The sequence below is a fragment of the Streptomyces sp. ALI-76-A genome (assembly GCF_030287445.1).
In the GTDB taxonomy this organism is placed as follows: Bacteria; Actinomycetota; Actinomycetes; order Streptomycetales; family Streptomycetaceae; genus Streptomyces.
Genome location: NZ_JASVWB010000002.1, coordinates 1766381 through 1788898 on the forward strand (window position 1 = coordinate 1766381; position 22518 = coordinate 1788898).

Consider the following 22518-nt stretch of genomic DNA (forward strand, 5'->3'; position numbering starts at 1 on the left):
CTCAGCCGGTGCCGCGCTGCCGCAGTACGGAGCCCGAGCGGCCCTTCACCACCTCCAGCTGGGCGTGGATGCGCCGCCGCAGATCGGGGACATGGCTGACGATGCCGACGCTGCGGTCCCGTTCACGCAGGGAGTCGAGCACGTCGAGGACCTCGTCGAGCGTCTGGTCGTCGAGGCTGCCGAAGCCCTCGTCGATGAAGAGCGTGTCCAGCCGCACCCCGCCGGCCTCGTCGGTGACGACGTCCGCGAGGCCGAGCGCGAGGGCGAGCGAGGCGAAGAAGGTCTCGCCGCCCGACAGCGTCGCCGTGTCCCGTTCGCGTCCGGTCCAGGCGTCGACGACGTGCAGTCCGAGGCCGCTGCGGCCCCGGCCGGTGCGGCCGTCGGAGTGGACGAGGGTGTACCGGCCGGAGGACATGCGCTGGAGCCGCAGCGTCGCGGCGGCGGCCACCTGTTCCAGCCGGGCCGCCAGGACGTACGACTCCAGGCGCATCCTGCGTTCGTTGTCGGCCGAGGTGCCCGCGGCGAGACCGGCCAGCCGGGCCACCCGGTCGTACTCGGCGCGCAGCGGTGCCAGCCGTCGTACACCGGCGGCCGCGCGCGCGGAGAGGCGGTCGAGGTCGGTGCGGCGCCGGTGCGCGGCGTCACGGGCGGAGGCGGCCTCGCGCAGCCGCTGGGCCGCCGCGGCGGCGGCCCGCTCGGCCGAGGCGAGGTCGGCGGGCGGCTGCTGGGCGGCGGCCGCGGTGTCGGCCTCGGCGAGGACGGCACGTACCGCCGCCTCCTCCGCCTGCCAGGCGTCCAGGCGGTGTTGGAGTGCCCGGTGGGCCGAGTCGTCGAGCAGGGCGGCGGCCGCGGCCTGCGGGGTGTCGAAGCCGGCCCGGAAGGCGGCGTCGGAGAGCCGGGCGTCGGCGTCCTTGAGGCGCTGGGCGGTGTCCTCGGCCACTCGCGCGCGGTCGGCGGCGTCGGTGAGCAGGGCGGTCCGCCGCTCCAGTTGCGTGGCCCGCGCGGCGACGCTGTCGGCGGCGCCGCGCGCCTGGGCGAGTTCGCAGTCCAGGGCGGCCTTCTCCCGGTCCAGCCGCTCACGCCGGCCGACCCGGGCCGCGGCTCGCACGGCCGCCTGCTGGTGGGCGGCGGTCCGCTGCTCGTGCTCCTCCTCCGCCCGCCGCAGCTCCTCGTGCGCGGAGTGCAGCCCGGAGGCGTCGCGGCGGGCTCGCGTGTACAGCCGCTCCAACTCCTCCGCCTCGGCCGCGAGGTCCGCGGTCGGTGTGTCCCCGGCTTCGGCGGTGGCGGCGGCCAGGGCTTCCCGTACGACACCCAGGCGGCGCTCGTCCTCGGTGCGCTGTTCCTCGGCCCGCTGGTAGGCGGCGAGGGCGCGCTCCTCCGCCTCGCGGTCGACGTGCCCGGCGACCTTGCGGGCCGGGGCGGGGTGTTCGGTGGCTCCGCAGACGGCGCACGGCTCGCCCTCGGCGAGGTTCGCGGCGAGTTCGGCGGCGATGCCGTTCAGTCGCTGTTCCTTGAGGTCGAGCCAGTGGGCGCGGGCCCGGACGGCGCGTTCGGCCGCGGCGAGAGCCTGCCGCTGCGCGGCGTCGGTGTCGCCCGCGAACTGGTCGCGCTGCCGGGCCGCCTGGAGCCTGCGCTGGGCCGGACCGCGCTGCACGGCGAGTTGTTCGGCCCGGGCGGCCGCCTCCTGAGCGGACTCGATACGGCTCTGGAGCCCGGCCCGGGTCGCCTCCCACCCGGCGAGCCAGACCTCCGCCTCCTGCCGGACGTCCTCGTCGGCCCGCTCCTGGCGGTCCAGATCACCGCGCTCCGCGACGAGTTCCGCCAGCCGACGCTCGGCTCGACGCGCCGACTCCAACCCGCCCAGCTCCTCGGCGGCACGGCGCGCGGCGGCGGCGAGTCCGGCGGCACCGGCGTCCGCGAAAGCGCCCCGCGCATCGGCAAGGGCGTGGACGGGGGCCCGGGTGCCGGGGGCAGCGCCCTCCGGCCGGGCAGCGGAGTGCGCGTCGGCATCGGCGCCCTCCGGCCAGGCGACCGTGCCCGTACCTGCGCCCCCGCCCTGCGGCCGGACACCCTCGTGCGTGCCGGTACGGGCGCCCTCCGGCCCTCCGTCCCCCTGGCCCAGCGCATCCCGCAGCAGCGCCCGCGCGCGGGCTTCCGCGGCTGCCGCCCGTCGGTGGTCGGCCTCGGCCGCCTCCCGCAGTTCCAGGGCGGGCGCCACCGCCTCCGCCTTGCGGGCCCGCTCCATGCGCGCCTGTGCCTCCCGGTAGGCCTCGACGCGTTCCTCCAGACGCGCGGCCCGCTCCCGTGCCTCAGCGAACCGCCTCTGGAGGCGGGCCAGTTCGCGCACCTCGGCCAGGTCGCGCGCGGCCGCCGCCTGGGCGGACTCGGCGGACGTGAGGCGGCAGTGGGCGATGGTCAGCAGTTCGCGGGCGGTGCTGCGGGCGACGGCCGCGGCGCTCAGGACGGCGTCGGCCAGGCCCGGTTCGCCCGGGGCCAGCTCCGGCAGCTCCATGGCACCGCCGGCCGCCTGCTGCATGCGGTGCGCGTCGGCCAGCAATTCCGCGTCGCCGTCGCGTACCGCCGCCTCGGCCATCCGCCTGCGCTCGGCGAGCCGCTTCTCCACCTCGGCGAAGCGGTGGGTGTCGAAGAGGCGGCCGAGGAGCCTGCCGCGTGCCTCGGCGTCGGCGCGCAGGAAGCGCGCGAAGTCGCCCTGCGGCAACAGGACGACCTGGCAGAACTGCTCCCGGCTCATCCCGAGCAGCTGGGTGATCTCCTCGCCGATGTCCTGGTGCGAACGGCTGAGGTCCTTCCAGGCACCGCCCGCCGCGTCGTACTCGCGCAGCCAGCTCTGGGCCTTGTCGAGGGTCGTGCCCGAGCCGCGCTTCTTGGGGCGTTCCCAGGGCGGCTGCCGGGTGATCTCCAGCCGGCGCCCCGCCACGGTCAGGTCGAGACGGATCTGCGTGCGCGTGCCGACGGGCGCGTGGTCGCTGCGCAGGGTCAGCCCCTGGCCGCTCTGCCGGGCGCCGGGCACGGTGCCGTACAGCGCGTAGCACACCGCGTCCAGGACGGAGGTCTTGCCCGCGCCCGTCGGCCCGTGCAGCAGGAAGATGCCGGCCGCCGACAGCGCGTCGAAGTCGACGGTCTGGGAACCGCCGAACGGCCCGAAGGCGGTGATGTCCAGCCGGTGCAGCCTCACCGCGCGACCTCCCGCACCACCGCGTCCGCGCGCACCGTGTCGAACGCGTCCCGCAGCACCGCCTGTTCGCGCGCGTCGGGTCCGGCGCCGCGCACATGGGCCACGAAGTCCTCCGCGATCTCCTGGTCGCTGCGGCCGGCGAGACGTCTGGCGTACGACACGGCGGGGTCGTCCGGGGCCCGCTCGGGGTCGAAGACGAGGCTGAGCGTGTGCGGGAAGCGCTCGACGAGCCGAGCCATGGGCTCGGCGGGCCGGACCGGGTCGGTGAGCGTCGCCTCGACCCACGCGTCCTCGTGCCGGGCCAGTGCCGGATCGGCGAGCAGGTCCTCCAGGGTGCCGCGGAGGCGGGCCAGCGCGCGCGGCACCGGGCAGTCGACGCGCTCGGCGGTGACCGCTCCCCCGGCGTCCAGGTCGACGAGCCACATGCTCTTGCGGTGGCCGGCCTCGGAGAAGGAGTACGGCAGCGGGGAGCCGGAGTAGCGCACGCGCTCGGTGATGGTCTGGCTGCCGTGCAGGTGCCCGAGGGCCACGTAGTCGACGCCGTCGAAGACCCCGGCGGGCACGGCGGCCACCCCGCCGACGGTGATGTCCCGTTCGCTGTCGCTGGCCTCGCCGCCGGTGACGAAGGCGTGCGCGAGGACGACGGAACGCGTCCCCCGCGCGCGGGTGGCGAGGTCGGCGCGGACCCGGTCCATGGCGGCGGCGAGCACGGCCTCGTGCCCCGCCTTCTCCACCGCGAACTCGTCCTTGACCAGGGCGGGTTCGAGATAGGGCAGGCCGTAGAAGGCCACCTCGCCGAAGGTGTCCGCCAGGACCACGGGTGTGCCGCACGCCGAGGGCTCGGTGCGCAGATGGATGCCCGCGCGGTCGATGAGGCCCGCGCCCACGCCCAGGCGGCGGGCCGAGTCGTGGTTGCCGGAGATCATCACCGTGGGTACGCCGAGGCCGGCCAGGCGGTGCAGGGCGTCGTCGAACAGCTCGACCGCGGCGAGCGGCGGCACCGCGCGGTCGTACACGTCACCCGACACGACCACCGCGTCCACGCCGCGCTCGCGCACGGTCGTGACGAGGTGGCCGATGAACTCGGCCTGGGCGTCGAGCATGTTCACCCGGTGGAACGCCCTGCCGAGATGCCAGTCGGACGTGTGCAACAGCCTCATGATCCCCGAGACTAACGGCCGGGTCTGACACCACGGGCGGTTACTCCCGTATCGGCCCGTCATGACAGGTTTCACAAAAGCCCGTTATGTCCATTTCACACAGAACATCACGCGTCCCCGGGACCGTCACGCGTCCCCGTACGCCTCGCCGCCCAGTTCGAACCCGGCGGTCCCGGCGGTCGCGTCCGCGAGCCAGGCACGGAAGGCGGCCACGTCGGTGTCCGGCAGCCCGATCTCGATCGTGACGGCCTCGCCGTAGCGCACGTCCCGTACCTCGCGTCCCGTGGAGCGCAGGTCGTTCTGCACCTTGCCCGCCCGCTGGTGGTCGACCGTCACCGTGGCGAGCCGGAACCGGCGGCGGGTGACCGTGCCGAGAGTGTCGAGCGCCTCGCCGACCGCGCCGCCGTACGCCCTGATCAGTCCGCCCGCGCCGAGCTTGACGCCGCCGTAGTAGCGGGTGACGACGGCGACGACGTACCGCATGTCCCGGCGCAGCAGCATCTGGAGCATCGGGGCGCCGGCCGTGCCGCCCGGTTCGCCGTCGTCGCTCGCCCTCTGGACGGCGGCGTCGGCGCCGATGACGTACGCGAAGCAGTTGTGCGTGGCGTCCGCGTGCTCCTTGCGGACGGCCGCGACGAAGTCCTGAGCCTCCCGCTCGGTGGCCGCCGGGGCGAGGGCGCACAGGAAGCGGGAGCGGTTGACCTCGGTCTCGTGCGCTCCCGCGCGGGCGACTGTGCGGTACTCGTCCTGCATCGGGCCAGCCTATGCGCACGCCGCCGGCTCATCGCCGCTGCCCGCGCGCGACGAGCACGTTCGTCAGCAGTGCCGCTCCCGGTGCGAGGTCCCGCCAGTCGGTGCCCCGCCAGGCCAGCAGGGCGATCGCCGAGGTGGGGAACTTGCGGCGGACCTCGTCCAGGGTGTCGTCGAGGCCGTCCCCGGCCAGGTCGAGGACCAGGTCCTCCAGGCCGGGGTTGTGCCCGACCAGCAGCAGGGTGTCGACCTCGGCGGGCACCGCGCGCAGGACGTCCAGCAGCTCCGGTACGCCGGCCCCGTACAGCCGCGCGTCGAGGCGCACCGGCGGTGGCGTGGCCCACTGGGCGGACGCCAGTTCCCAGGTCTGGCGGGCGCGTACGGCGGTGGAGCACAGGGCGAGGCCGGGGAGCAGGCCGGCGTCGGCGAGGGCCCGGCCCGCGGCCGGGGCGTCCCGGCGGCCACGCGGCGCCAGGGGGCGTTCGTGGTCGGTGACACCGTCGGGCCAGGCGGACTTGGCGTGCCGCAGCACGACCAGGTGCCGCAGCGGGCCCGCTCCGGCCCGGGCGGTCACGCCGGAGCCCCCAGGTCGCGGGTGAGTTCGAGGCCGAGCAGCCGGTCGGCGTAGGCGTACGTCTCGAAGCGGGCGCCCTCGGGCAGGTCCGAGGTCTCCACCCGCCGCAGCACCCGGAGCACGGCGGGCACGTCCAGGTCGTCCTCCCAGGCGGCACGGAGTTCCGTGCGCACCTCTTCCGGAACGGCCCGGGACGGCAGCCGCGCCCAGCCGGCGACCGCGCGTCGCCAGCGTGCGAGGGTGTCGCGGGCCTCCTCCAGCGCCTCGGCGTCGAGCCGCACGGGCACGCTCCGCCGCCGGGACAGCAGCGCCAGACGTACGACGGCCGGGTCGGCGCCTTCCGGCATCCCGTCGGCACCCTCGACGATCCCCGCGCCCGCCGTGTCGACGGAGGCGACGGAGACACGGAGGCCACCGGGGGACTTGGTGGCGGCGTCGGCCCCGGCTGTGACGGACGCCGGGCGAGCGGTGTCCGGCCCGGTCCCGCGCTCACCCGTGTCCGCGCCCTCGCCCACCACGTGGATCACCTGCGCCTCGCCCAGACCCGCCCCGGCCTCCCCGTCGTCCTCGAAGGGGCGGATACCGAGGGCCGCGGTGGCCGCTCTCAGCTCCGGTCGCCGGTCTCCGTTCAGCACCGCCCAGACCGGCGTACCGCCCAGTTCCAGAGCGCGGATGAGGATGTCGGCGACCAGCAGCACACGCAGGGCGCTCGGGTCGCGGCCCGCCGTATGAGCCTCGACCCTGGTCAGGCCGCGGCGGGCGGGTGCGGCCTCGACGGACTTGCCGGTCCGGACGTCATGGATGCGCAGCACGGCCCGAGCGTAGGCGCGCGGACGTCACCGCGCCACCGTTCACCCGAACAGGCGTTCAAGGCGACGCGGGTGGGACCGGCGCCCACGCCCCGCCCCGGCAGCCGCGACAGCCGCAACAGCCGCAACAGCCGCACGAGAGGACACGACCGCCGTACGGCACGGGCGCACCCCCGGGAATCCGCGGGAGCCGTCCGCTGTTCCCCGTATGCCAGCCCTTCCGCGAGCCCCGAGGAGATCCACGGTGTACGGCGACGACGCGACGGTCCGCAAGATCCTCACCGAGCTCGGCGACACCTGGGCCGTGGTCGGTCTGTCGTCGAACCGGCGGCGCGCCGCGTACGGCGTCGCGGAGGTGCTCCAGCGCTACGGCAAGCGGGTCGTGCCGGTCCACCCCAAGGCGGAGACCGTGCACGGCGAGCAGGGGTACGCCTCGCTCGCGGACATCCCCTTCGACGTGGACGTCGTCGACGTGTTCGTCAACGGCGACCTCGCCGGGGCGGTCGCCGACGAGGCCGTGTCCAAGGGCGCCGGCGCGGTCTGGTTCCAGCTCGGTGTCGTGGACGAGGCCGCGTTCGCACGCACCCGGGAGGCGGGCCTGGAGATGGTGATGGACCGCTGCCCCGCCATCGAGATCCCCCGCCTGGGCTGAGCACTCCTCATGTGACCACGGGCGCCCGGGAGCGGGTACTCCCCACCCCGCGTGGTCCCGACATAATGCTCGGGTGACCTCCACCACCCCCAACTCCCGTGCCCCACAACGCTTTCCGGTCGTCGTCGTGGGTGCCGGGCCCGCCGGGCTCACCCTCGGCAACATCCTGCGGGCCGCTTCCGTCGACTGCCTCGTCCTCGAGACCGAGACGCGCGAGTTCATCGAACAGCGGCCCCGGGCGGGCGTCCTGGAGGAGTGGGCGGTGCGCGGACTCGAGCAACGCGGTCTCGCCGACACCCTGCTGGAGCGGGCGCAGCTGCACACCGACTGCGAGTTCCGGTTCGCCGGGGAGCGATTCCGCTTCTCGTACGGCGAACTGACGGGACGTCACCACTTCATCTACCCGCAGCCGTTGCTGGTGACCGACCTGGTGCGCGAGTACGCGGACGCGCGGGGCGGGGCCATACGGTTCGGCGTGCGGGACGTCCAGCTGCACGACCTGGACACGGACGAGCCGTCGGTGTCGTACGTCGACGCGGGGACGGGGCGACACGAGGTCGTGCGGTGCGACTTCGTCGCCGGCTGTGACGGGGCGCGCGGCGTGACGCGGACCGCGCTGCCCGCGCACGCGCGGATCGCCCGGCACGACTACGGCACCGGCTGGCTGGCGCTGCTGGCCGAGGCACCGCCGTCCAACGACTGCGTCGTGTTCGGCATCCATCCGAACGGTTTCGCCGGGCACATGGCCCGCAGCCCCGAGGTGACCCGCTACTACCTGGAGTGTCCGCCCGGCGACGACCCGGAGAACTGGTCCCACGAACGGGTCTGGTCGGAACTGCGGCAGCGGCTCGCGGCGACGGACACCGGCCCGCTGATCGAGGGCCGGCTGATCGAGAAGCGTGTCCTCGACATGCACAGCCACGTCGTGGAACCGATGGTCTTCGGCAGGCTCTTCCTCGCCGGTGACGCCGCCCACCTGACCGCGCCGATCGCGGCGAAGGGCATGAACCTCGCCCTGCACGACGCCTTCCTGCTCGGTGAAGCGCTCGCGGCGTACCTGACGGACGGCGAGGAGAGCGGCCTGGACGGCTATTCGGAGGCGTGTCTGCGACGGGTGTGGGACTACCAGGAGTTCTCGCAGTGGCTGTCCGAGGTGTACCACGGGACCTCGTCGGGCGACGCGTACCGGGCGGGCACCGCCTTCGCCCGCCTGCGGCGGCTGTTCACCTCCCCCGCCGCGGCGGCGGCCTTCGCCGAGCAGTACCTCGGAACGGCCCCCGCCTACTGACCGGAGCCGTCCGCCCGCCGCCGCGCGCCCCTCAGTACGGCCACGGCCCATCCGGCCTGGGCTCAGGCGACTCCGAGCCCCTCCAGCACCACCGCGCCCGGCAGCTCCGCGAACGCCTTTCCGGGGACCAGGAGCTTGCCGCGCCGGCGACCGCTGCCCACCAGGACGTAGGGCAGGTCGACGACGGCCGAGTCGACCAACACCGGCCAGTCGCGCGGCAGTCCGAGCGGGGTGATGCCGCCGTACTCCATGCCGGTCTCCCCCGTCGCGGTGTCCATCGAGGCGAACGAGGCCTTGCGGGCGCCGAGTTGGCGGCGGACGACGCCGTTGACGTCGACCCGGGTGGTGGACAGCACCACACACGCGGCGAACGTGACCTCGCCGCCCCGCTTTCCGGCCACGACCACACAGTTCGCCGACTGCTCCAGCAGTTCCCGGCCGTAGTGCTCCACGAAGACGGCGGTGTCGGCCCACTGCGGGTCGGTGTCGACGTAGACGATCTGCTCGGCGGGGACGCTGCCGCTCCAGTGGCGTACGGCGTCGGCGACCGGGCGGGTCAGCTCGTCGAGGCGGTCGGGAGCCGGCGTGGCGTCGTCGAAGTGTCCGATGGGTGCGTCCATGACGGCACGCTAACAGGACGGACCGGACGGTCTCAGCGCACGCCCGGGACCGAGACCGTCAGCACCATCCGCGTCGGGACGTCGCCCTGATTGGCGTACGTGTGCGTGGCGTCGGCCTCGAAGGTGACGCTGGAGCCGGCCGGGACGCGGTACTCCACGCCCTCCACGGTGAGGGCCAGTTCACCCGCCGTGACATGGGCGATCTCGACCGCGCCCGTCGGGTGCGGGTCGGACCCGCTGCTCTCGCCCGGCATCAGCCGCCAGTCCCACATCTCCAGCGGGCCGGGCGCCTCCGCGCCCGCGAGGAGCCGGCTGTAGCTGCCCGCGTCGGTGTGCCACAGCCGCACCACCTGCTCGGGCGGGACGATCCGCACCTTCGGCCCCTGCTCGTAGTCGAGCAGGGTGGTGATGCTGATGCCGAGCGCGTCACCGATCTTGACGACCGTGCCGATGCTGGGGTTGGTGCGGGCCTGCTCGATCTGGATGAGCATGCCGCGGCTGACCCCGGCGCGGGCGGCGAGCGCGTCCAGGGTGAAACCCCGCTCGGTGCGCCAGCGCTTGACGTTGCGTGCCAGGGACTGGGTCAGCAGGTCGAGGTCCGACACGTTCCTCCGTCCAGGTTCTCGGGTGCTGGGTCCAGGACTCACTTCCCGGAGTCCAATGCCATGAACGACATAGTTCAACTGGCTGCACTATGGTGTGATGCACCCGATCGTTCACCGAACTGTACTGCGAGGAGGCTGTGACAGCACTCTTCGCCCTGGCCACGGGCGTGCTGCGGGGGCCGACCGACTTCGGCGGCGGTGCCGACCCGGCGCACCCCGGCGCTGACGGTGGTCGTGGCCTCGCGGCCCGTCGCGGCGGCCGTGCTCGGCGTGACCGCGCCGGCCCCGGGAGGTTGGAGCGAGGCCGGTCCGCGGCTGCGGTTCGCCTGCGCGGCGGGCCTGGCGGGGCCGGTCGCCCTGTTCTGCCTCTCCCAGGCGCTCGCGCTCGGCCCGATGGGCATGGTCTCCCCGCTCGCCACCCTGAGCGTGGCCGTCCCGGTGAGCGTGGGCCCGTTCCTCGGCGAGCGGCCCGGTCCAGTGCAGGTCAGGTCAGGTCAGGTCAGGTCAGGTCAGGTCAGGTCAGGTCAGGTCAGGTCAGGTCAGGGTCGCGGCACGCACCGGAGTCCGGCGAGTGCCTCCTCGCCGGACTTCGCCACATGCCGTCAGCGAGCAGCGGCAATCCGACGGCCGCCGCCGACAGTCGTCCTGCGCGAGATCGGTCCAGCAGGACTCCGAACCCCCCGATCGCCGGCAGGACCGCCGGGCCGATCATCATGGGCCAGGTCCGCGGCGGTATCCAGGATGTCTGGGCGGACTGGCTGTGGCCGAAGAGGATCAATGGCGATACGCACGTCGTCGCGGCCACCGAAGCCACCGCCCAACGTGTCGGATGGCCGCCCGCGACTTGCCCGGACGGCCGACCAGACAGGTCACCGGCGGAACACGATCTAGGCGTCGGCGTCCAGTTCGGCGAGCCGGGCCACGCCCTCCTCGGTCAAGTCGGCCAGCGCCAGCAGTTGTTCGGGGGTGACGCCCGCTGGGATCGGCACCGGTGCCGGGGTCCTCAGCGGCGGCTGCCAGCCGTCGGCGGACGTCCAGCGCCGTACGACCCGCGCCGGCGCGCCCGCCACCACCGCGTGGTCGGGCACCAGGCCGCGCACCACCGCACCGGCCGCCACCACGACGTTCCGTCCGATCCGCGCCCCCGGCAGGATCACCGCACCGGTCCCGATCCAGCAGCCCGGCCCGATCTCGACGGGCTCCATCCGCGGCCACTGCTTGCCGATGGGTTCGTGCGGATCGTCGTAGGAGTGGTTCGTGGAGGTGACGTAGACGTACGGCCCGAAGTAGCAGTCGCTGCCGATGGTCACCGTCGTGTCCGCGATGACGTGACTGCCGCGGCCCAGGACGACTCCGTCCCCGATGCGCAGGATCGGGTCCGGCCCGAGGTCGAGGTCGGGCATCAGACCCGCGGTCAGGGTGACCTGTTCGCCGACGATGCAGTGGGCGCCCAGCTGGATCCACGGCTCGCCGAAGACCGTGCCGAGCGGGAAGGCGAGCCGGGTGCCCCGGCCCAGGGCGCCGAAGCGGAAGCGGCCCGGGTGTTCGGCGGTGACGGAGCCGGTGCGCTGCACCCAGGCCCACCCGGCGTGCACGGCCCGCTGCACTGCGCGGCGCCGCCATGATGAGAACGTGTTCTTGCGCTTCGGCACCCGCTCACCGTACTCAGCGTGACGTGAACCCAAGAGTTCGGGGAGCTGTGATCTTCGCCCCACCGGTGTGGAGCATGATCGAGGCGGCGTACGGTGCGGGGTGTCGACAACAAGGAGAGGGCCATGGCGCACAAGGCGTTGATCACGGGCATCGGCGGCAAGGAACCGAGGATCCACGAGGAGGCGTTCGTGGCGCCCACGTGCTCCGTGATCGGGGACGTGACGCTGGAGGCGGGCGCGAGCCTCTGGTACGGCGCGGTGGCACGCGGCGACGTCGAGCGGATCTCCGTCGGCGCGCGGAGCAACATCCAGGACAACTGCACGCTGCACGCCGACCCCGGCTTCCCCCTCACCATCGGCGAGCGGGTCTCCGTCGGCCACAACGCCGTCGTCCACGGGGCGACGGTCGGGGACGACTGTCTCATCGGGATGGGCGCGACCGTGCTGAACGGGGCGGTGATCGGGGCCGGATCACTGGTCGCCGCGCAGGCGTTGGTCCCGCAGGGGATGCGGGTGCCCCCGGGCTCACTCGTCGCGGGCGTCCCGGCGAAGGTGAAGCGGGAGCTGACGGAGGAGGAGCGTCAGGGGGTCACGCTGAACGGAACGCTGTACGCGGACCTGGCCAAGGCGCACAGCGACGTCCACGAGGGCTGAGCGCCGGAGGACGGCACGCCCCACCTTCGGGGAAGCGAAGGGGACGGCACGCGAGGGCACGCCTCACGTCCGGGAACGGAAGGGACGGCGCGTCTCACGTCCGCGAGGCCGGGTCTCAGTCGGCGGCCGGGACGGGTTCCGGCTCGGCTCCGACCGTCTGCCGCTCGCTCGTCGCCTGCTTAGCCTTGCGCTTGAGCACCAGCATCGACGTCAGCCCCACCAGCACGGCCACCACCAGGCCCAGCCACGAGAACCGCTTCAGCCACGACTCCGCGACGATCCCGACGTAGTAGATGACCGCGGTCGTGCCGCCCGCCCACAGGATGCCGCCGAACACGTTGGCGATCAGGAACTTCCAGTACGGCATCCGCAGCACGCCCGCCAGCGGCCCGGCGAAGATCCGCAGCAGGGCGACGAAGCGGCCGAAGAAGACCGCCCACATGCCCCACTTCTCGAAGGACCGCTCGGCCGTGGCGATGTGCCCCTCGCTGAAGTGCTTCGGGAACTTAGCGCCGAGCCAGGCCAGCAGGGGGCGTCCGCCCTTGCGGCCGATGGCGTAGCCGATGGAGTCGCCGACGATCGCTCCGATGGTGGCGCACACGCCGAGGATCACCGGGTCGATGCCCGCGTGCTGCGAGGACAGCAGCGCCGCGGAGACCAGGATGATCTCGCCGGGCAACGGGATGCCCAGGCTCTCCAGGCCGATGACGATCCCCACGAGGGCGTAGACGGCTGCCGCGGGCACCGTGTCGAGCCATTCCTGGACGTGCAACGCCGGTCCTCCCCAATCGCTTCCCTGTAATCCCGGCATTCCCGGCATACGTCCCTGCCGGACGCACGCCGGGAAGCCTACCGGGTCACCGGGAGCCCCAGGCGTCCCACCGGTCACGGCGGCGACCGGCCCGGTACCAGCCAGGCGACCGGTCGGGTACCAGGTGACCGGTCCGGTACTAAGGGAGCGCGGAGCCGAGCCCGGTGGTGACCGTCCCGGTGACGACCGTTCCGGCGGTCGAGACCGCGACGCCCGCGACGCCGTCCACCAGAGTGCCCACGACGCCGCCCACGGCGGCGGCCCCCTCGTCCGCCGGGGCCGTCGGCTCGGGAGCGGCGGCGCAGCAGCCGACCTGGGCGACCCGTGTCTCGTACTGCTCCGACGGCCCCTGCGACTCGGCCGGCGGATGCTGGTAGGCGTCGGGCGTCCCGGAAGCCTCGGGGGACGTGCGCGGAGCGCCGGTCCCGGGCGGCGACGGGGCGGACCCGGGTGCGTCGGGTTGTGCGGGCGAGCCCTCCGGTGCGCCGGCGCCGGGCGGCACGTCGCTCCGCGGGGACCCGGGCCGGTCGCTCGCGGATTCCAGCACCCACCGCTGTCCGGCGGTTCCGTCGCGTTCGGCGACGACCACGGTCCGGCCCGGCCCGGGCGCGACGAGCAGCCCGCCACCGCGGCGCAGCAGCAGTTCGCCCCGCACGGTGAGGTCGTAGCGCACCTCACCGGCGTGCACCAGGCAGTCGGCCAGGACGACGGTGTCCTCGTCGGCGTCGGCATCGAGGCAGCGGGTGGGATCCGCGACGGACCGCAGCAACCCGTCGTTCTGGTACGACCACTGCTGGGAGCGGGCCGACGAGCATGCCGCCAGGACGGTCGCGGTGCCGTCCGCGGTCCGGCCGTCCCGCAGGTCGAGGCAGAGGCCGGCGACCGGGTTGCGGAGCCTGCCGTGCCCGACCGCGGCGGGATGTCCGACGGAGGCGGCGGACGGGGAGGTGGTGCCGGGCGAGCCGCCCGGGGACCCCGGAGAGACGGAACGGCCGCTCACCGCCCCCCAGGTGGCGCCGGGCTCGGGGACACCGCCCTCGTCGGACCAGCTCCGGGCGGCGAGCACCGTGGCCAGCAGGGCGAGGGAGGTGAGGCCCGCGCCGACGAGCACGGTCCGGGTGTGCCTGCGGGCCGGGGCGAGTGAGCCCGCCGAAGCCGGACGGTGCCGCCCGCCGATCCTCGGCCGCACGGCCGGGCGCACGAGGGAACGTGCGGACCGCGCCGTCGCGGACCCGCCCCGGCCGGGCCGCGAGTCGAGATAGCGGCGGGCGCCCCAGCCGAGCACGGTCTCGGCGAGCAGTACGTCCAGGCCGTCGTCGAAATGGCCGAGTTGCTCGGCGGCGTGCCGGCAGTAGCGGCATGCCGCCAGATGCCGTCGGACGTCGGGCAGCAGGGTTCCGCCACGACGCATGGGGACTTCCAGGAGACGGTTGTAGAAGCGGCATTCCCGGGTGGGCGCGAGTTCCCGGTGGGCCCGCGCGCATCCCGCCCGGAATTGTTCGCGCGCCTGCTCCAGCGCGGCCGACGCCCTGGCCGTGTCCACTCCGAGCAGACCGGCCGGAACGGTTATGGGTTCGGCTTCGACCTCCGTGTGCCAGAGCAGGCATTGGGAAGCTCCCGGAAGAGACGCGAATGCGCGCTCGGCGAGCTGCCGCCTTTCGGGGGTGACCGACCTGGCCGCACGCAGACCGCGACCGCCGGTCGTTTTGCGGAGTTCCGGCAGGACGGCGGATATCCGGTCGTCCGCGGCCCACTCCTTCACCGTCTCCCGTACCGCCCCGAGGAGTTGGGGCCGTACGGCACCTCCGCCGGCCCGGCCGAGCACGCGGTGGAACGCGGCGGCGGTCACGGTGAACGCCGCGTCCTGCGACGAGGCCAGGCAGATCACCGCGTAGTCGTAGGCCGCCCGCCAGTGCCGGGCCATCAGCAGTCCTACGGCGTGACCGTCCGGCGTGCTCCCGCCCAGCCGGGCGACGAGTTCGCGGTCCGACTGCCCGGGACTCGATCCGGGACGGGGCGCGTACGGGGGACGGGGTGGGTACGGGGATTGCACTGGACCATTTCCTTCCAATCCGCCGGACGGCATGCCCTCTGCGTGTCCGTAGGAAAGCAGGTGCCTGATTGGTGCGTACCTACGCCACGTCAGGCGCGGGTCGGTTATGGAGCGGTCGGCTGGGGGCCGCTTACTTTCGCACAATTGATGCACAGGAAACAAGAAGTTCGACTGTCCACTGTTCAAAACGGAGACACTTCAGAAAAGTTACCGCCGGTATCCGCACCCGCATTCGAAAAATTCCGGAGTCCGCACATCAAGTTGTGTACGACCCAGTCCCGTTGGCACACGAAATCTCCAAGTTCCGGGCCGGCGCCCCAGCGCACTCTGAGGTTTTCTCCGGAGGCGCTGTCGTCCTCGCTGGCGTCGCTCAGCTGGATCTCGCCGCCACGGCCGGCCGGGGTGCGCTCCAGCGCGTCGAAGGCCTCGGGTCGCGCACCGCCCGACCACCGCGTACACGCTCGGCGCGGCTGGGGTGACGGTCTCTCGACGAGACCGGTGACGCGGACGGCGCCGTACCGCGTCGCCCTTCGCGGCGAGCGCCTGCTCCAGTTCGCCGCGGGCGGCCCGGTTCACGGGGCCGCCTTCGGCGGGCTGCGCCACGGCACCGGCGGCACGGCGGACCATCTGCGCACGATGGTGCGGCCGGCCTGCGACCGCCCGGATTTCGGCCTCGCGTTCGTCGCCCGGCTCAAGGAGTTCGTCACCCGCCCGGAGCGCGACGGGACCGCCGGCCACCGCCGGATCACGGCCTGACGTGACGGCGCGAACCCCGGCGGCAGCGGGAGGCCGGGGCCGGGAGGCCACGAACGGAAGGCCGGGGGCGGGAAGCCGGGGCCGGGAGACCGGGAGCGGGGAGCGGGGAGCGGCATCGGCGACCGCCGGTCTGCGGGCTTCGAGGCCCAGGGAGTTCCGCGGCCCGCCACTCCGGACGCCATCCGGCCGGCCGCGCCTCGCCGTCGATCGGCGCGCGGCCCCGGGGCCATGACGCCATGACGGTCAGGGGCGAGCGGCGGAGCAGGGGGTGCGGGTCGGCGCACGTTCGTACGTTGCTCCGGCGGCGTACGGCCCGGTCGCCGTACCCGACCGCGGTCGGCATACGGCCCGGTCGGCCGGAGCGGTGTCCGGCCGGCTGCCGCTCAGCCGTTGGGGCGGAGGGTCCACACGACGGTCATCTCCCCGGCCACCGCCCCGTCCTCCCGCTGGATGGCCACGGTCACCGGGAACTCCGGCCGCTTGCCCTCGTCGAGCTCGGCGACGATCTCGGCGGCGGGGCGCCCGAGCGTCGCGGTGGCCGTGACCGGCCCCAGAGCGATCTTCTTGAACGCGATCTCGGCGGTCACCGGAAGCGGTACGGCACGCGAGAGCTGGTCCCCGAAGGCGGCCAGCACGATCGCGCCGCTGGCCGACTCCCCCAGCGTGAACATCGCCCCGGCGTGCGGCCCGCCCACGTGATTGCGGTACTCGCCCTGGTCCGGAAGGGCCAGCACGGCCTTCTCCGGCGTGGTCTCCAGATACTCCAGGTTCAGGGTCCGAACCATCGGCACCGTGGCGGCGAGCAACTCGCCGATCGACATCTGGTCTGTGCTCATGAGGGGCAGGTTACCCATGAGTAGCATCATCTGACCAGGCCTGTCGGACGACGGCCGTATCGCTGCGGCCCGGTGGTGACCGTCGGCGGGCGGGGATTTTGCTACGTCCCTGACAAGGGGCAGTGACCGAATCGTGTCCCTGGCGGCACTAGGGTGGCTGCCCATGTGGCCAGGACAGCAGCCGCCCGGGGGCGAGCAGAACCCGCAGCAGCCGAACAACCCGTACCAGCAGCCGGGGTACCAGCAGCCGAATCCGTATCAGCAGCCCGGTTTCCAGCAGCCCGGGCTCCCGCAGCCCAACCCCTATGCGCAGCAGCCGCAGTGGGGGGCACCGGGACCGGTGGGCGCGCCCGAGCCACCGGCCGGCGGGGGCGGCGGGAACCGGACCAGGGTGGTCGCGATCGTGGCGGCCCTGGCGGTGATCGTGGCGGCCGGCGTGACCGGTTTCCTGGTCCTGGGCGGGGACGAGAACGACGAGGCGGACGGCGGCAAGGACTCCAAGCCGTCGGCGAGCGCGTCCACCGAGCCGGGCTCGTCCACCGAGCCGAGCGCGTCCGCCTCCGAGGACAATCCGCGCGGCGGTGAGGGCGAGAAGGCGACCGTCGCGGGCTGGAAGGTCGTCGTCAACCCCAAGTGGGGCACGGTTTTCGACGTTCCGGCCGACTGGGAGGTGCAGTCCCCGACCTCGGCCGTCGCGTTCGAGGAGGAGAACTCGGACGACCTCAAGCCGATCATCACGATGTCGGCGCCGGCGATCCTCAAGTCCAAGTGGTGCGAGTCCGACGAGGACAAGGACGGCCGGACCGACACCATGTCCCTGGCCGCGACCGGCACCAAGGGCGCCAACGGCGCCAAGGACACCGACGAGGTCGCCCTGAACACCCCCGCCTGGTGGGTCTACGGCGGCTACACGCAGCCGGACAAGAAGGCCATCACCGCCGACAAGAAGGCCACGCCCTACACCACCGCGTCCGGCGTCAAGGGCAGTTACTCCTGGGCGTCGTCGACCGACACGCCCGCCAAGGGCAAGTGCGTGACCGACGGCAAGGCGATCACCTTCGGCTTCAAGAACTCGGCCGGCGACTTCGTGTCGTGGAACTTCTACGGCGCCAAGGGCGTCAAGGAAGAGGTTCCCGAGGCGACCATCATGAAGATCCTCAGCACGGTACGGCTGCACGGAGAACCGACGGGCTGAGCGGGCGACCGCTCCCGTTCCCGGCCCCCGGCCCCGGCCGGGGGCCGAGGCGTTCGCGGGCGGACGGGGACCGGCGCGCGTGACGCGGGCCCCGCCCGAACGGAACCCCCGATGTGCCCCCGACGGCCCGCGCCGACCGCCCTCTCGACGACTCACCCGATGCCGAACGCCCCGTCGGGCGGCTCGGGTGACGGCACGGCGTCCTCGTCCCGCACCGGCCGCGCACCGCCGACGAAGTTTCGCAGGGCGGACCCGTACTGGACCCGGGCGGGGAAGGCGTCGGAGGCGGTGAGCCGGGCCAGGGCTGCCGTGTCGACGGCGTGGTGCGCGGCGACGAGCACGGCGTTGCCGAAGCGGCGCCCGCGCAGCACGCCCGGCTCGGCGATCAACGCCAACTCCTCGAAGACCGTGGCGAAGCCGGCGAGCTGGGAGCGCAGGAAGGCGAAGGGCGCGGAGTCGGCGAGGTTGGCCAGGTAGACGCCGTCGGGCCGCAGGACCCGCGCGGTTTCCCGGGCGTAGGTGACGGACGTCAGGTGCGCCGGCACCCGCGAACCGCCGAAGACGTCGGCGACCAGCACGTCCGCGGAGTGCGTGGGGGCGGCTTCCAGCCAGGCGCGCGCGTCCGCCGCGTGCACGGCGACCCCGGCCCCGTCGGGCAGCGGCAGATGCTCCAGGACCAGTTCCAGCAGCGCCCCGTCAGCCTCGACCACGTCCTGCCGTGAGCCGGGCCGGGTCGCGGCCAGGTACCTGGGCAGGGTGAGCGCGCCCCCGCCGAGATGCAGCACGTCCAGCGGATCCCCGGGCTCGGCCACGGTGTCCAGGACGTACCCGAGCCGCCGCGCGTACTCGAACTCCAGATGCTCCGGCTCGTCCAGGTCGACGTACGACTGCGGAGCCCCGTCGACGGTCAGCAGCCAGGCCCGCTTCCGGTCCACGTCGGGCATCAGCTTGGCGACCCCGTGATCGACGGTCCGGGTCACGGGGATGGGCTCGTTCACCGTCCCATTGTGCCGGTGGCCGCTCCCGCCGCCGGGGCGCGGGCGCCTTCGACGGAACACAGGGCCATGGCGTCCTGCGGCTCCGTCGTAGGCCGCCCGGCCCCGCCCGACCCCGGGGGCCGTGCCGCCGTGCGGCTCCGCGCGTCGGCACGACCGGCCACCACCGGCCACCACCGGCCTCGGGACCATGCCGTCACACGCCAGGCGCGCGTAGACGCGACCCACCCCGTCCGGCTGGCCGGACGGTCAGCCGGACCATGCCGTCACACGTCAGCCGCGCGCAAGCCCGACCGGCCCCCGGGGCCACGCCGTCCCAGGGCCCCACGCGCGGGCGCGACCGGCCACCACCGGCCGGAGGCGCCCACGCACGGCAGCCCCGTTCACGCGACGGCTGTCACCGTCCCCGCGCCGACGGTCCGTCCGCCCTCGCGGATGGCGAACCCGAGCCCCGGCTCCAGCGGCAGGTCGCGCCCCAGTTCCACGGTCACCGCGACCGTGTCACCGGGCCGTGCCACCGCCGCCTCGCCGAGGTCCAGGACCCCGACCACGTCGGCCGTACGGAGGTAGAACTGCGGCCGGTAGCCGGTCGAGACGGGCGTGGTCCGACCGCCCTCCCGGGCCGTCAGCACGTACACCCGGGCCGTGAACCGACGGCTGGGTACCACGCTTCCCGGCGCGGCCACGACCTGCCCGCGTCGGACGGAGTCCCTCGGCACGCCCCGCAGCAGCAGCGCCACGTTGTCCCCGGCCTGCGCCTCCTCCATCGGCTTGCCGAAGGTCTCCAGGCCGGTGACCACCGTCTCCACGTCGGCCCCGAGCACCTCGACCCGGTCGCCGACGCGCACCGTGCCCCGCTCGACGGCGCCGGTGACGACCGTTCCCCGCCCGGTGATGGTGAGCACGTTCTCGACCGGCAGCAGGAACGGCGCGTCCAGATACCGCTCGGGCATCGGCACGTACGTGTCCACCGCGTCGAGCAGCGCCTCGACCGAGGCCGTCCACCGCGGGTCCCCCTCCAGGGCCTTGAGCCCCGAGACCCGTACGACGGGTACCGCGTCACCGCCGTAGCCGTGCGCGGTGAGCAGGTCGCGCACCTCCAGCTCGACCAGGTCGGTGAGTTCCTCGTCGCCCGCGTCGGCCTTGTTGAGGGCGACGACGATGTGGTCCACGCCCACCTGCCGGGCCAGCAGCACGTGTTCGGCGGTCTGCGGCATGATCCCGTCGAGCGCGGAGACGACGAGGATCGCCCCGTCGAGCTGCGCGGCGCCGGTGACCATGTTCTTGACGTAGTCGGCGTGGCCGGGCATGTCGACATGCGCGTAGTGCCGGGTGTCGGTCTCGTACTCGACGTGCGCGATGTTGATGGTGATGCCGCGCGCGGCCTCCTCCGGTGCCCGGTCGATGCGGTCGAAGGGCACGAAGGCGGTGGAGCCGCGGTCGGCGAGGACCTTGGTGATGGCGGCGGTCAGGGTGGTCTTGCCGTGGTCGACATGGCCCATCGTGCCGATGTTCAGATGCGGTTTGGTGCGGACGTACGCCGTCTTGGACATGGCTGTACCTCGAAGCCTGTGTGTCAGAAGAGATGGGGACCCCGAGAACTCGCCGACCCTCCCCCTGCGGGGTCCGCCGGACGATCCGGAGAGGGTCAGCTTCGGGCGCCGTCGACGGCGGCCAGGAAGACGGGCACGGCAGCCTTCGTGGCATCCGCGACCGCGGATGCTGCGAGGAGGAAGGCGTACCGGAACATGACGCAGATCATGGTCGACGCGTTGTCCCACGTCGAATGGTTTTCCGCCGTGCCGGAGCGCCCAAGGGACCGCATCCATACGGCGATCACACATGTCCGTCGGTTACCGTCACTGGATGCTCGATGCCACCACCCGCTCTGGGGGCACCGCCACGGCCTCTCCCCGGGCCACCGTCTCGGAGCTCGCCCTCACCGCGGAGCTCGTGACCGCCGTCCCCGCTCCGGCGGGCCTCACCGCACGCTGCACCAGAGTGCTGTTCTCGCCCTGGTCACGTCTTTCCCTGCTGGTCGCCCTGCTGGCCGGCGCCGCCTCGGCCGTCCTGCTCCTGGAACCGCAGCGACTGCTGGCGGACGGCTGGCCCCCGCAGCTCGGCGGGGCCGTGGCGGCGCTCGTCTTCGCGGTGGCGTACGGGCTGTGCACGGTCGCCTTCGTGCCCCGCCCCCTGCTGAACCTCGCGGCGGGCGCGCTCTTCGGCTCCCAGCTGGGGCTCGGCTCGGCCATCGCGGGCACCGTGCTCGGCGCCGGCCTCGCCTTCGGTCTGGGCCGGGTGCTCGGCCAGGACGCGCTGCGCCCGCTGCTGCGGGGGCGGTGGCTGAAGGCCGCGGACGGTCAGCTCAGCCGGCACGGTTTCCGTTCGATGCTGGCGGCACGGCTGTTCCCGGGGGTGCCGTTCTGGGCCGCCAACTACTGCGCGGCGGTTTCCCGCATGGGCGCCGTCCCGTTCCTGGTGGCGACGGCGCTCGGTTCGATCCCCAACACCGCCGCGTACGTCGTCGCGGGGGCCCGTGCCTCGACGCCGACGTCGCCCGCCTTCCTGATCGCGATGGCCTGCATCGCGCTGCCGGCACTGGTGGGCGCGGTGGTGGCCTGGCGCAAGCGCCACCACCTGCGCGCGGTCCGGTAAGTCAGCCGGCAGGGTCGGCCAGGTGGATCAGCCCGGTGACGCGGTCCGGCAACGCGGTCACACGGCCTCCAGGATCATCGCGTTGGCCAGTCCGCCCGCCTCGCACATGGTCTGCAGGGCGTAGCGGGCGCCGCGCTCCCGCATCGCGTGCACGAGGGTGGTCGTCAGACGGGTGCCGCTCGCGCCGAGCGGGTGGCCGAGCGCGATGGCGCCGCCGTGCACGTTGACCTTCGCGAGGTCGGCGCCGGTCTCCTGCTGCCAGGCCAGGACCACGCTGGAGAACGCCTCGTTGACCTCGAACAGGTCGATGTCCTCCAGGCTCAGGCGGGCCCGGCGCAGCACCTTCTCCGTGGCCGGGACGACTCCGGTGAGCATCAGGACCGGGTCGGAGCCGGTGACGGCGAAGCTGTGCAGCCGGGCGAGCGGGCGCAGGCCGAGGCGTTCCGCCGTCTCGCCGGACGTGATGAGCACGGCCGAGGCGCCGTCGTTGACCGGGCTGGCGTTGCCCGCGGTGACGTTCCACTCGATCTGCGGGAAGCGTTCGGCGAAGCCCGGGTCGTGGTAGGCGGGCCTGAGGCCGGCCAGGATCTCGGTGGTGCTGCCCGGCCGTACGCACTCGTCGCGTGAGACCCCGTCCAGGGGCGCCACCTCGGCGTCGAACAGGCCGGCGTCCCAGGCCGCGGCGGCCTTCCGGTGGGAGGAGACCGCGAAGGCGTCCATGGCGTCACGGGTGATCGACCACTTGGCGGCGATGAGTTCGGCGCTGATGCCCTGCGGGACGAGGCCCTCGGGGTAGCGGTCGGCGACTCCGGGGCCGAAGGGGTCCGTGCCAGCGGGCACGTTCGACCACATCGGGACGCGGCTCATGGACTCGACACCGCATGCCACGACCATGTCGTACGCGCCGGAGACGACCCCCTGCGCCGCGAAGTGCACGGCCTGCTGGGAGGAGCCGCACTGGCGGTCCACAGTGGTGGCGGGGACGGTCTCCGGGAAGCCCGCCGACAGGACGGCGTAGCGGGTGGTGTTCATGGCCTGCTCGCCGACCTGGTCGACGGTGCCGCCGATGACGTCGTCGATCAGGGCAGGGTCGACGCCGGAGCGCTCGACGAGGGTGCGCAGGGTGTGCGCGAGGAGTTCCACGGGGTGGACGTGCGCGAGGGCGCCGTTGGGCTTGCCCTTGCCTATCGGGGTGCGTACGGCTTCGACGACGACTGCGTCACGCATGGGGCCGGCCTCCACGATTACCAGTGAGTA

At 73.6% G+C, this 22518-nt stretch carries 20 protein-coding genes and 2 pseudogenes; 7 read left to right on the forward strand and 15 right to left on the reverse strand.

Going from position 1 to position 22518, the window contains the following annotated elements; all coding sequences use genetic code 11:
* Window position 1: 1 nt before the first annotated feature.
* The 5 genes from QQS16_RS08880 to QQS16_RS08900 all read right to left on the reverse strand — a co-directional run bounded on the left by QQS16_RS08880 (window position 2) and on the right by QQS16_RS08900 (window position 6492).
* On the reverse strand, window positions 2-3196 hold the full coding sequence (locus QQS16_RS08880; protein WP_286061081.1) for an AAA family ATPase: 3195 nt from the start codon (window positions 3194-3196) through the stop codon (window positions 2-4).
* Window positions 3193-4356, reverse strand: a complete 1164-nt coding sequence (locus QQS16_RS08885) for an exonuclease SbcCD subunit D (protein WP_286061082.1) — start codon at window positions 4354-4356, stop codon at window positions 3193-3195. Before QQS16_RS08885 ends, QQS16_RS08880 begins: the two co-directional genes overlap by 4 nt.
* Window positions 4357-4482: 126 nt before the next feature.
* Window positions 4483-5109, reverse strand: a complete 627-nt coding sequence (locus tag QQS16_RS08890) for a YigZ family protein (protein ID WP_286061083.1) — start codon at window positions 5107-5109, stop codon at window positions 4483-4485.
* A 28-nt stretch (window positions 5110-5137) separates the two neighbouring features.
* Entirely contained in the window at window positions 5138-5680 is a 543-nt protein-coding gene (locus tag QQS16_RS08895) for a SixA phosphatase family protein (RefSeq protein WP_286061084.1), read from the reverse strand.
* The gene (locus QQS16_RS08900) at window positions 5677-6492 is read right to left on the reverse strand and encodes a hypothetical protein (protein ID WP_286061085.1); all 816 of its coding nucleotides are present in this window, start codon (window positions 6490-6492) and stop codon (window positions 5677-5679) included. Before QQS16_RS08900 ends, QQS16_RS08895 begins: the two co-directional genes overlap by 4 nt.
* A gap of 241 nt (window positions 6493-6733) precedes the next feature.
* Here QQS16_RS08900 and QQS16_RS08905 point away from each other — a divergent pair, with 241 nt between their 5' ends.
* Both QQS16_RS08905 and QQS16_RS08910 read left to right on the forward strand, forming a co-directional pair.
* Window positions 6734-7141, forward strand: coding sequence for a CoA-binding protein (locus tag QQS16_RS08905; RefSeq protein ID WP_286061086.1), 408 nt, complete (start codon window positions 6734-6736; stop codon window positions 7139-7141).
* Window positions 7142-7214: 73 nt separating this feature from the next.
* The gene (locus tag QQS16_RS08910; RefSeq protein ID WP_286061087.1) at window positions 7215-8429 is read left to right on the forward strand and encodes a 4-hydroxybenzoate 3-monooxygenase; all 1215 of its coding nucleotides are present in this window, start codon (window positions 7215-7217) and stop codon (window positions 8427-8429) included.
* Between the two features lie 62 nt (window positions 8430-8491).
* On the opposite strand, the gene QQS16_RS08915 is transcribed toward QQS16_RS08910, so the two are convergent.
* Window positions 8492-9049 carry a YbaK/EbsC family protein gene (locus tag QQS16_RS08915; protein WP_286061088.1) on the reverse strand — a complete coding sequence of 186 codons (558 nt, stop codon included), beginning with the start codon at window positions 9047-9049 and terminating at the stop codon, window positions 8492-8494.
* Between the two features lie 32 nt (window positions 9050-9081).
* Entirely contained in the window at window positions 9082-9654 is a 573-nt protein-coding gene (locus QQS16_RS08920) for a helix-turn-helix domain-containing protein (protein ID WP_286061089.1), read from the reverse strand.
* A gap of 137 nt (window positions 9655-9791) precedes the next feature.
* Here QQS16_RS08920 and QQS16_RS08925 point away from each other — a divergent pair.
* Window positions 9792-10137, forward strand: a pseudogene (locus tag QQS16_RS08925) (DMT family transporter); the annotation flags it as partial.
* A 121-nt stretch (window positions 10138-10258) separates the two neighbouring features.
* On the opposite strand, the pseudogene QQS16_RS08930 reads toward QQS16_RS08925, so the two are convergent.
* Together QQS16_RS08930 and QQS16_RS08935 are read right to left on the reverse strand one after the other, a co-directional pair.
* Window positions 10259-10477: pseudogene (locus tag QQS16_RS08930) on the reverse strand (glycosyltransferase family 39 protein); the annotation flags it as partial.
* 64 nt (window positions 10478-10541) lie between these two features.
* Window positions 10542-11306, reverse strand: coding sequence for an acyltransferase (locus QQS16_RS08935; protein WP_286061090.1), 765 nt, complete (start codon window positions 11304-11306; stop codon window positions 10542-10544).
* Between the two features lie 123 nt (window positions 11307-11429).
* Between QQS16_RS08935 and QQS16_RS08940 the strand changes: the two genes are divergently transcribed.
* A complete protein-coding gene (locus QQS16_RS08940) occupies window positions 11430-11960 on the forward strand; it encodes a gamma carbonic anhydrase family protein (protein WP_286061091.1) in 531 nt (176 codons plus the stop codon).
* A gap of 115 nt (window positions 11961-12075) precedes the next feature.
* Here QQS16_RS08940 and QQS16_RS08945 read toward each other — a convergent pair whose 3' ends face one another.
* On the reverse strand, window positions 12076-12732 hold the full coding sequence (locus QQS16_RS08945; protein WP_286061092.1) for a DedA family protein: 657 nt from the start codon (window positions 12730-12732) through the stop codon (window positions 12076-12078).
* Window positions 12733-12910: 178 nt separating this feature from the next.
* Window positions 12911-14824, reverse strand: a complete 1914-nt coding sequence (locus QQS16_RS08950) for an RICIN domain-containing protein (protein WP_286061093.1) — start codon at window positions 14822-14824, stop codon at window positions 12911-12913.
* A 498-nt stretch (window positions 14825-15322) separates the two neighbouring features.
* On the opposite strand from QQS16_RS08950, the gene QQS16_RS08955 reads away from it, so the two are divergent.
* The gene (locus QQS16_RS08955; protein ID WP_286061094.1) at window positions 15323-15580 is read left to right on the forward strand and encodes a hypothetical protein; all 258 of its coding nucleotides are present in this window, start codon (window positions 15323-15325) and stop codon (window positions 15578-15580) included.
* Between the two features lie 383 nt (window positions 15581-15963).
* Here QQS16_RS08955 and QQS16_RS08960 read toward each other — a convergent pair whose 3' ends face one another.
* Window positions 15964-16401, reverse strand: a complete 438-nt coding sequence (locus QQS16_RS08960) for a DUF4442 domain-containing protein (protein ID WP_286066260.1) — start codon at window positions 16399-16401, stop codon at window positions 15964-15966.
* Between the two features lie 178 nt (window positions 16402-16579).
* Between QQS16_RS08960 and QQS16_RS08965 the strand changes: the two genes are divergently transcribed.
* Window positions 16580-17611: a DUF8017 domain-containing protein gene (locus QQS16_RS08965; protein WP_286061095.1), complete on the forward strand. Its 1032-nt coding sequence runs from the start codon at window positions 16580-16582 to the stop codon at window positions 17609-17611.
* 152 nt (window positions 17612-17763) lie between these two features.
* Here the strand turns inward: QQS16_RS08965 and QQS16_RS08970 are convergent, their stop codons facing one another.
* Together QQS16_RS08970 and tuf are read right to left on the reverse strand one after the other, a co-directional pair.
* Entirely contained in the window at window positions 17764-18609 is an 846-nt protein-coding gene (locus QQS16_RS08970; RefSeq protein WP_286061096.1) for a spermidine synthase, read from the reverse strand.
* Window positions 18610-18989: 380 nt separating this feature from the next.
* Window positions 18990-20159 (reverse strand): elongation factor Tu, encoded by a 1170-nt coding sequence (gene tuf / locus QQS16_RS08975; protein ID WP_286061097.1) that lies wholly within the window; start codon window positions 20157-20159, stop codon window positions 18990-18992.
* A gap of 313 nt (window positions 20160-20472) precedes the next feature.
* Here tuf and QQS16_RS08980 point away from each other — a divergent pair, with 313 nt between their 5' ends.
* Window positions 20473-21261, forward strand: coding sequence for a TVP38/TMEM64 family protein (locus tag QQS16_RS08980; RefSeq protein WP_286061098.1), 789 nt, complete (start codon window positions 20473-20475; stop codon window positions 21259-21261).
* A 57-nt stretch (window positions 21262-21318) separates the two neighbouring features.
* On the opposite strand, the gene QQS16_RS08985 is transcribed toward QQS16_RS08980, so the two are convergent.
* Window positions 21319-22488 carry a thiolase family protein gene (locus QQS16_RS08985; RefSeq protein WP_286061099.1) on the reverse strand — a complete coding sequence of 390 codons (1170 nt, stop codon included), beginning with the start codon at window positions 22486-22488 and terminating at the stop codon, window positions 21319-21321.
* Window positions 22489-22518 lie beyond the last annotated feature (30 nt).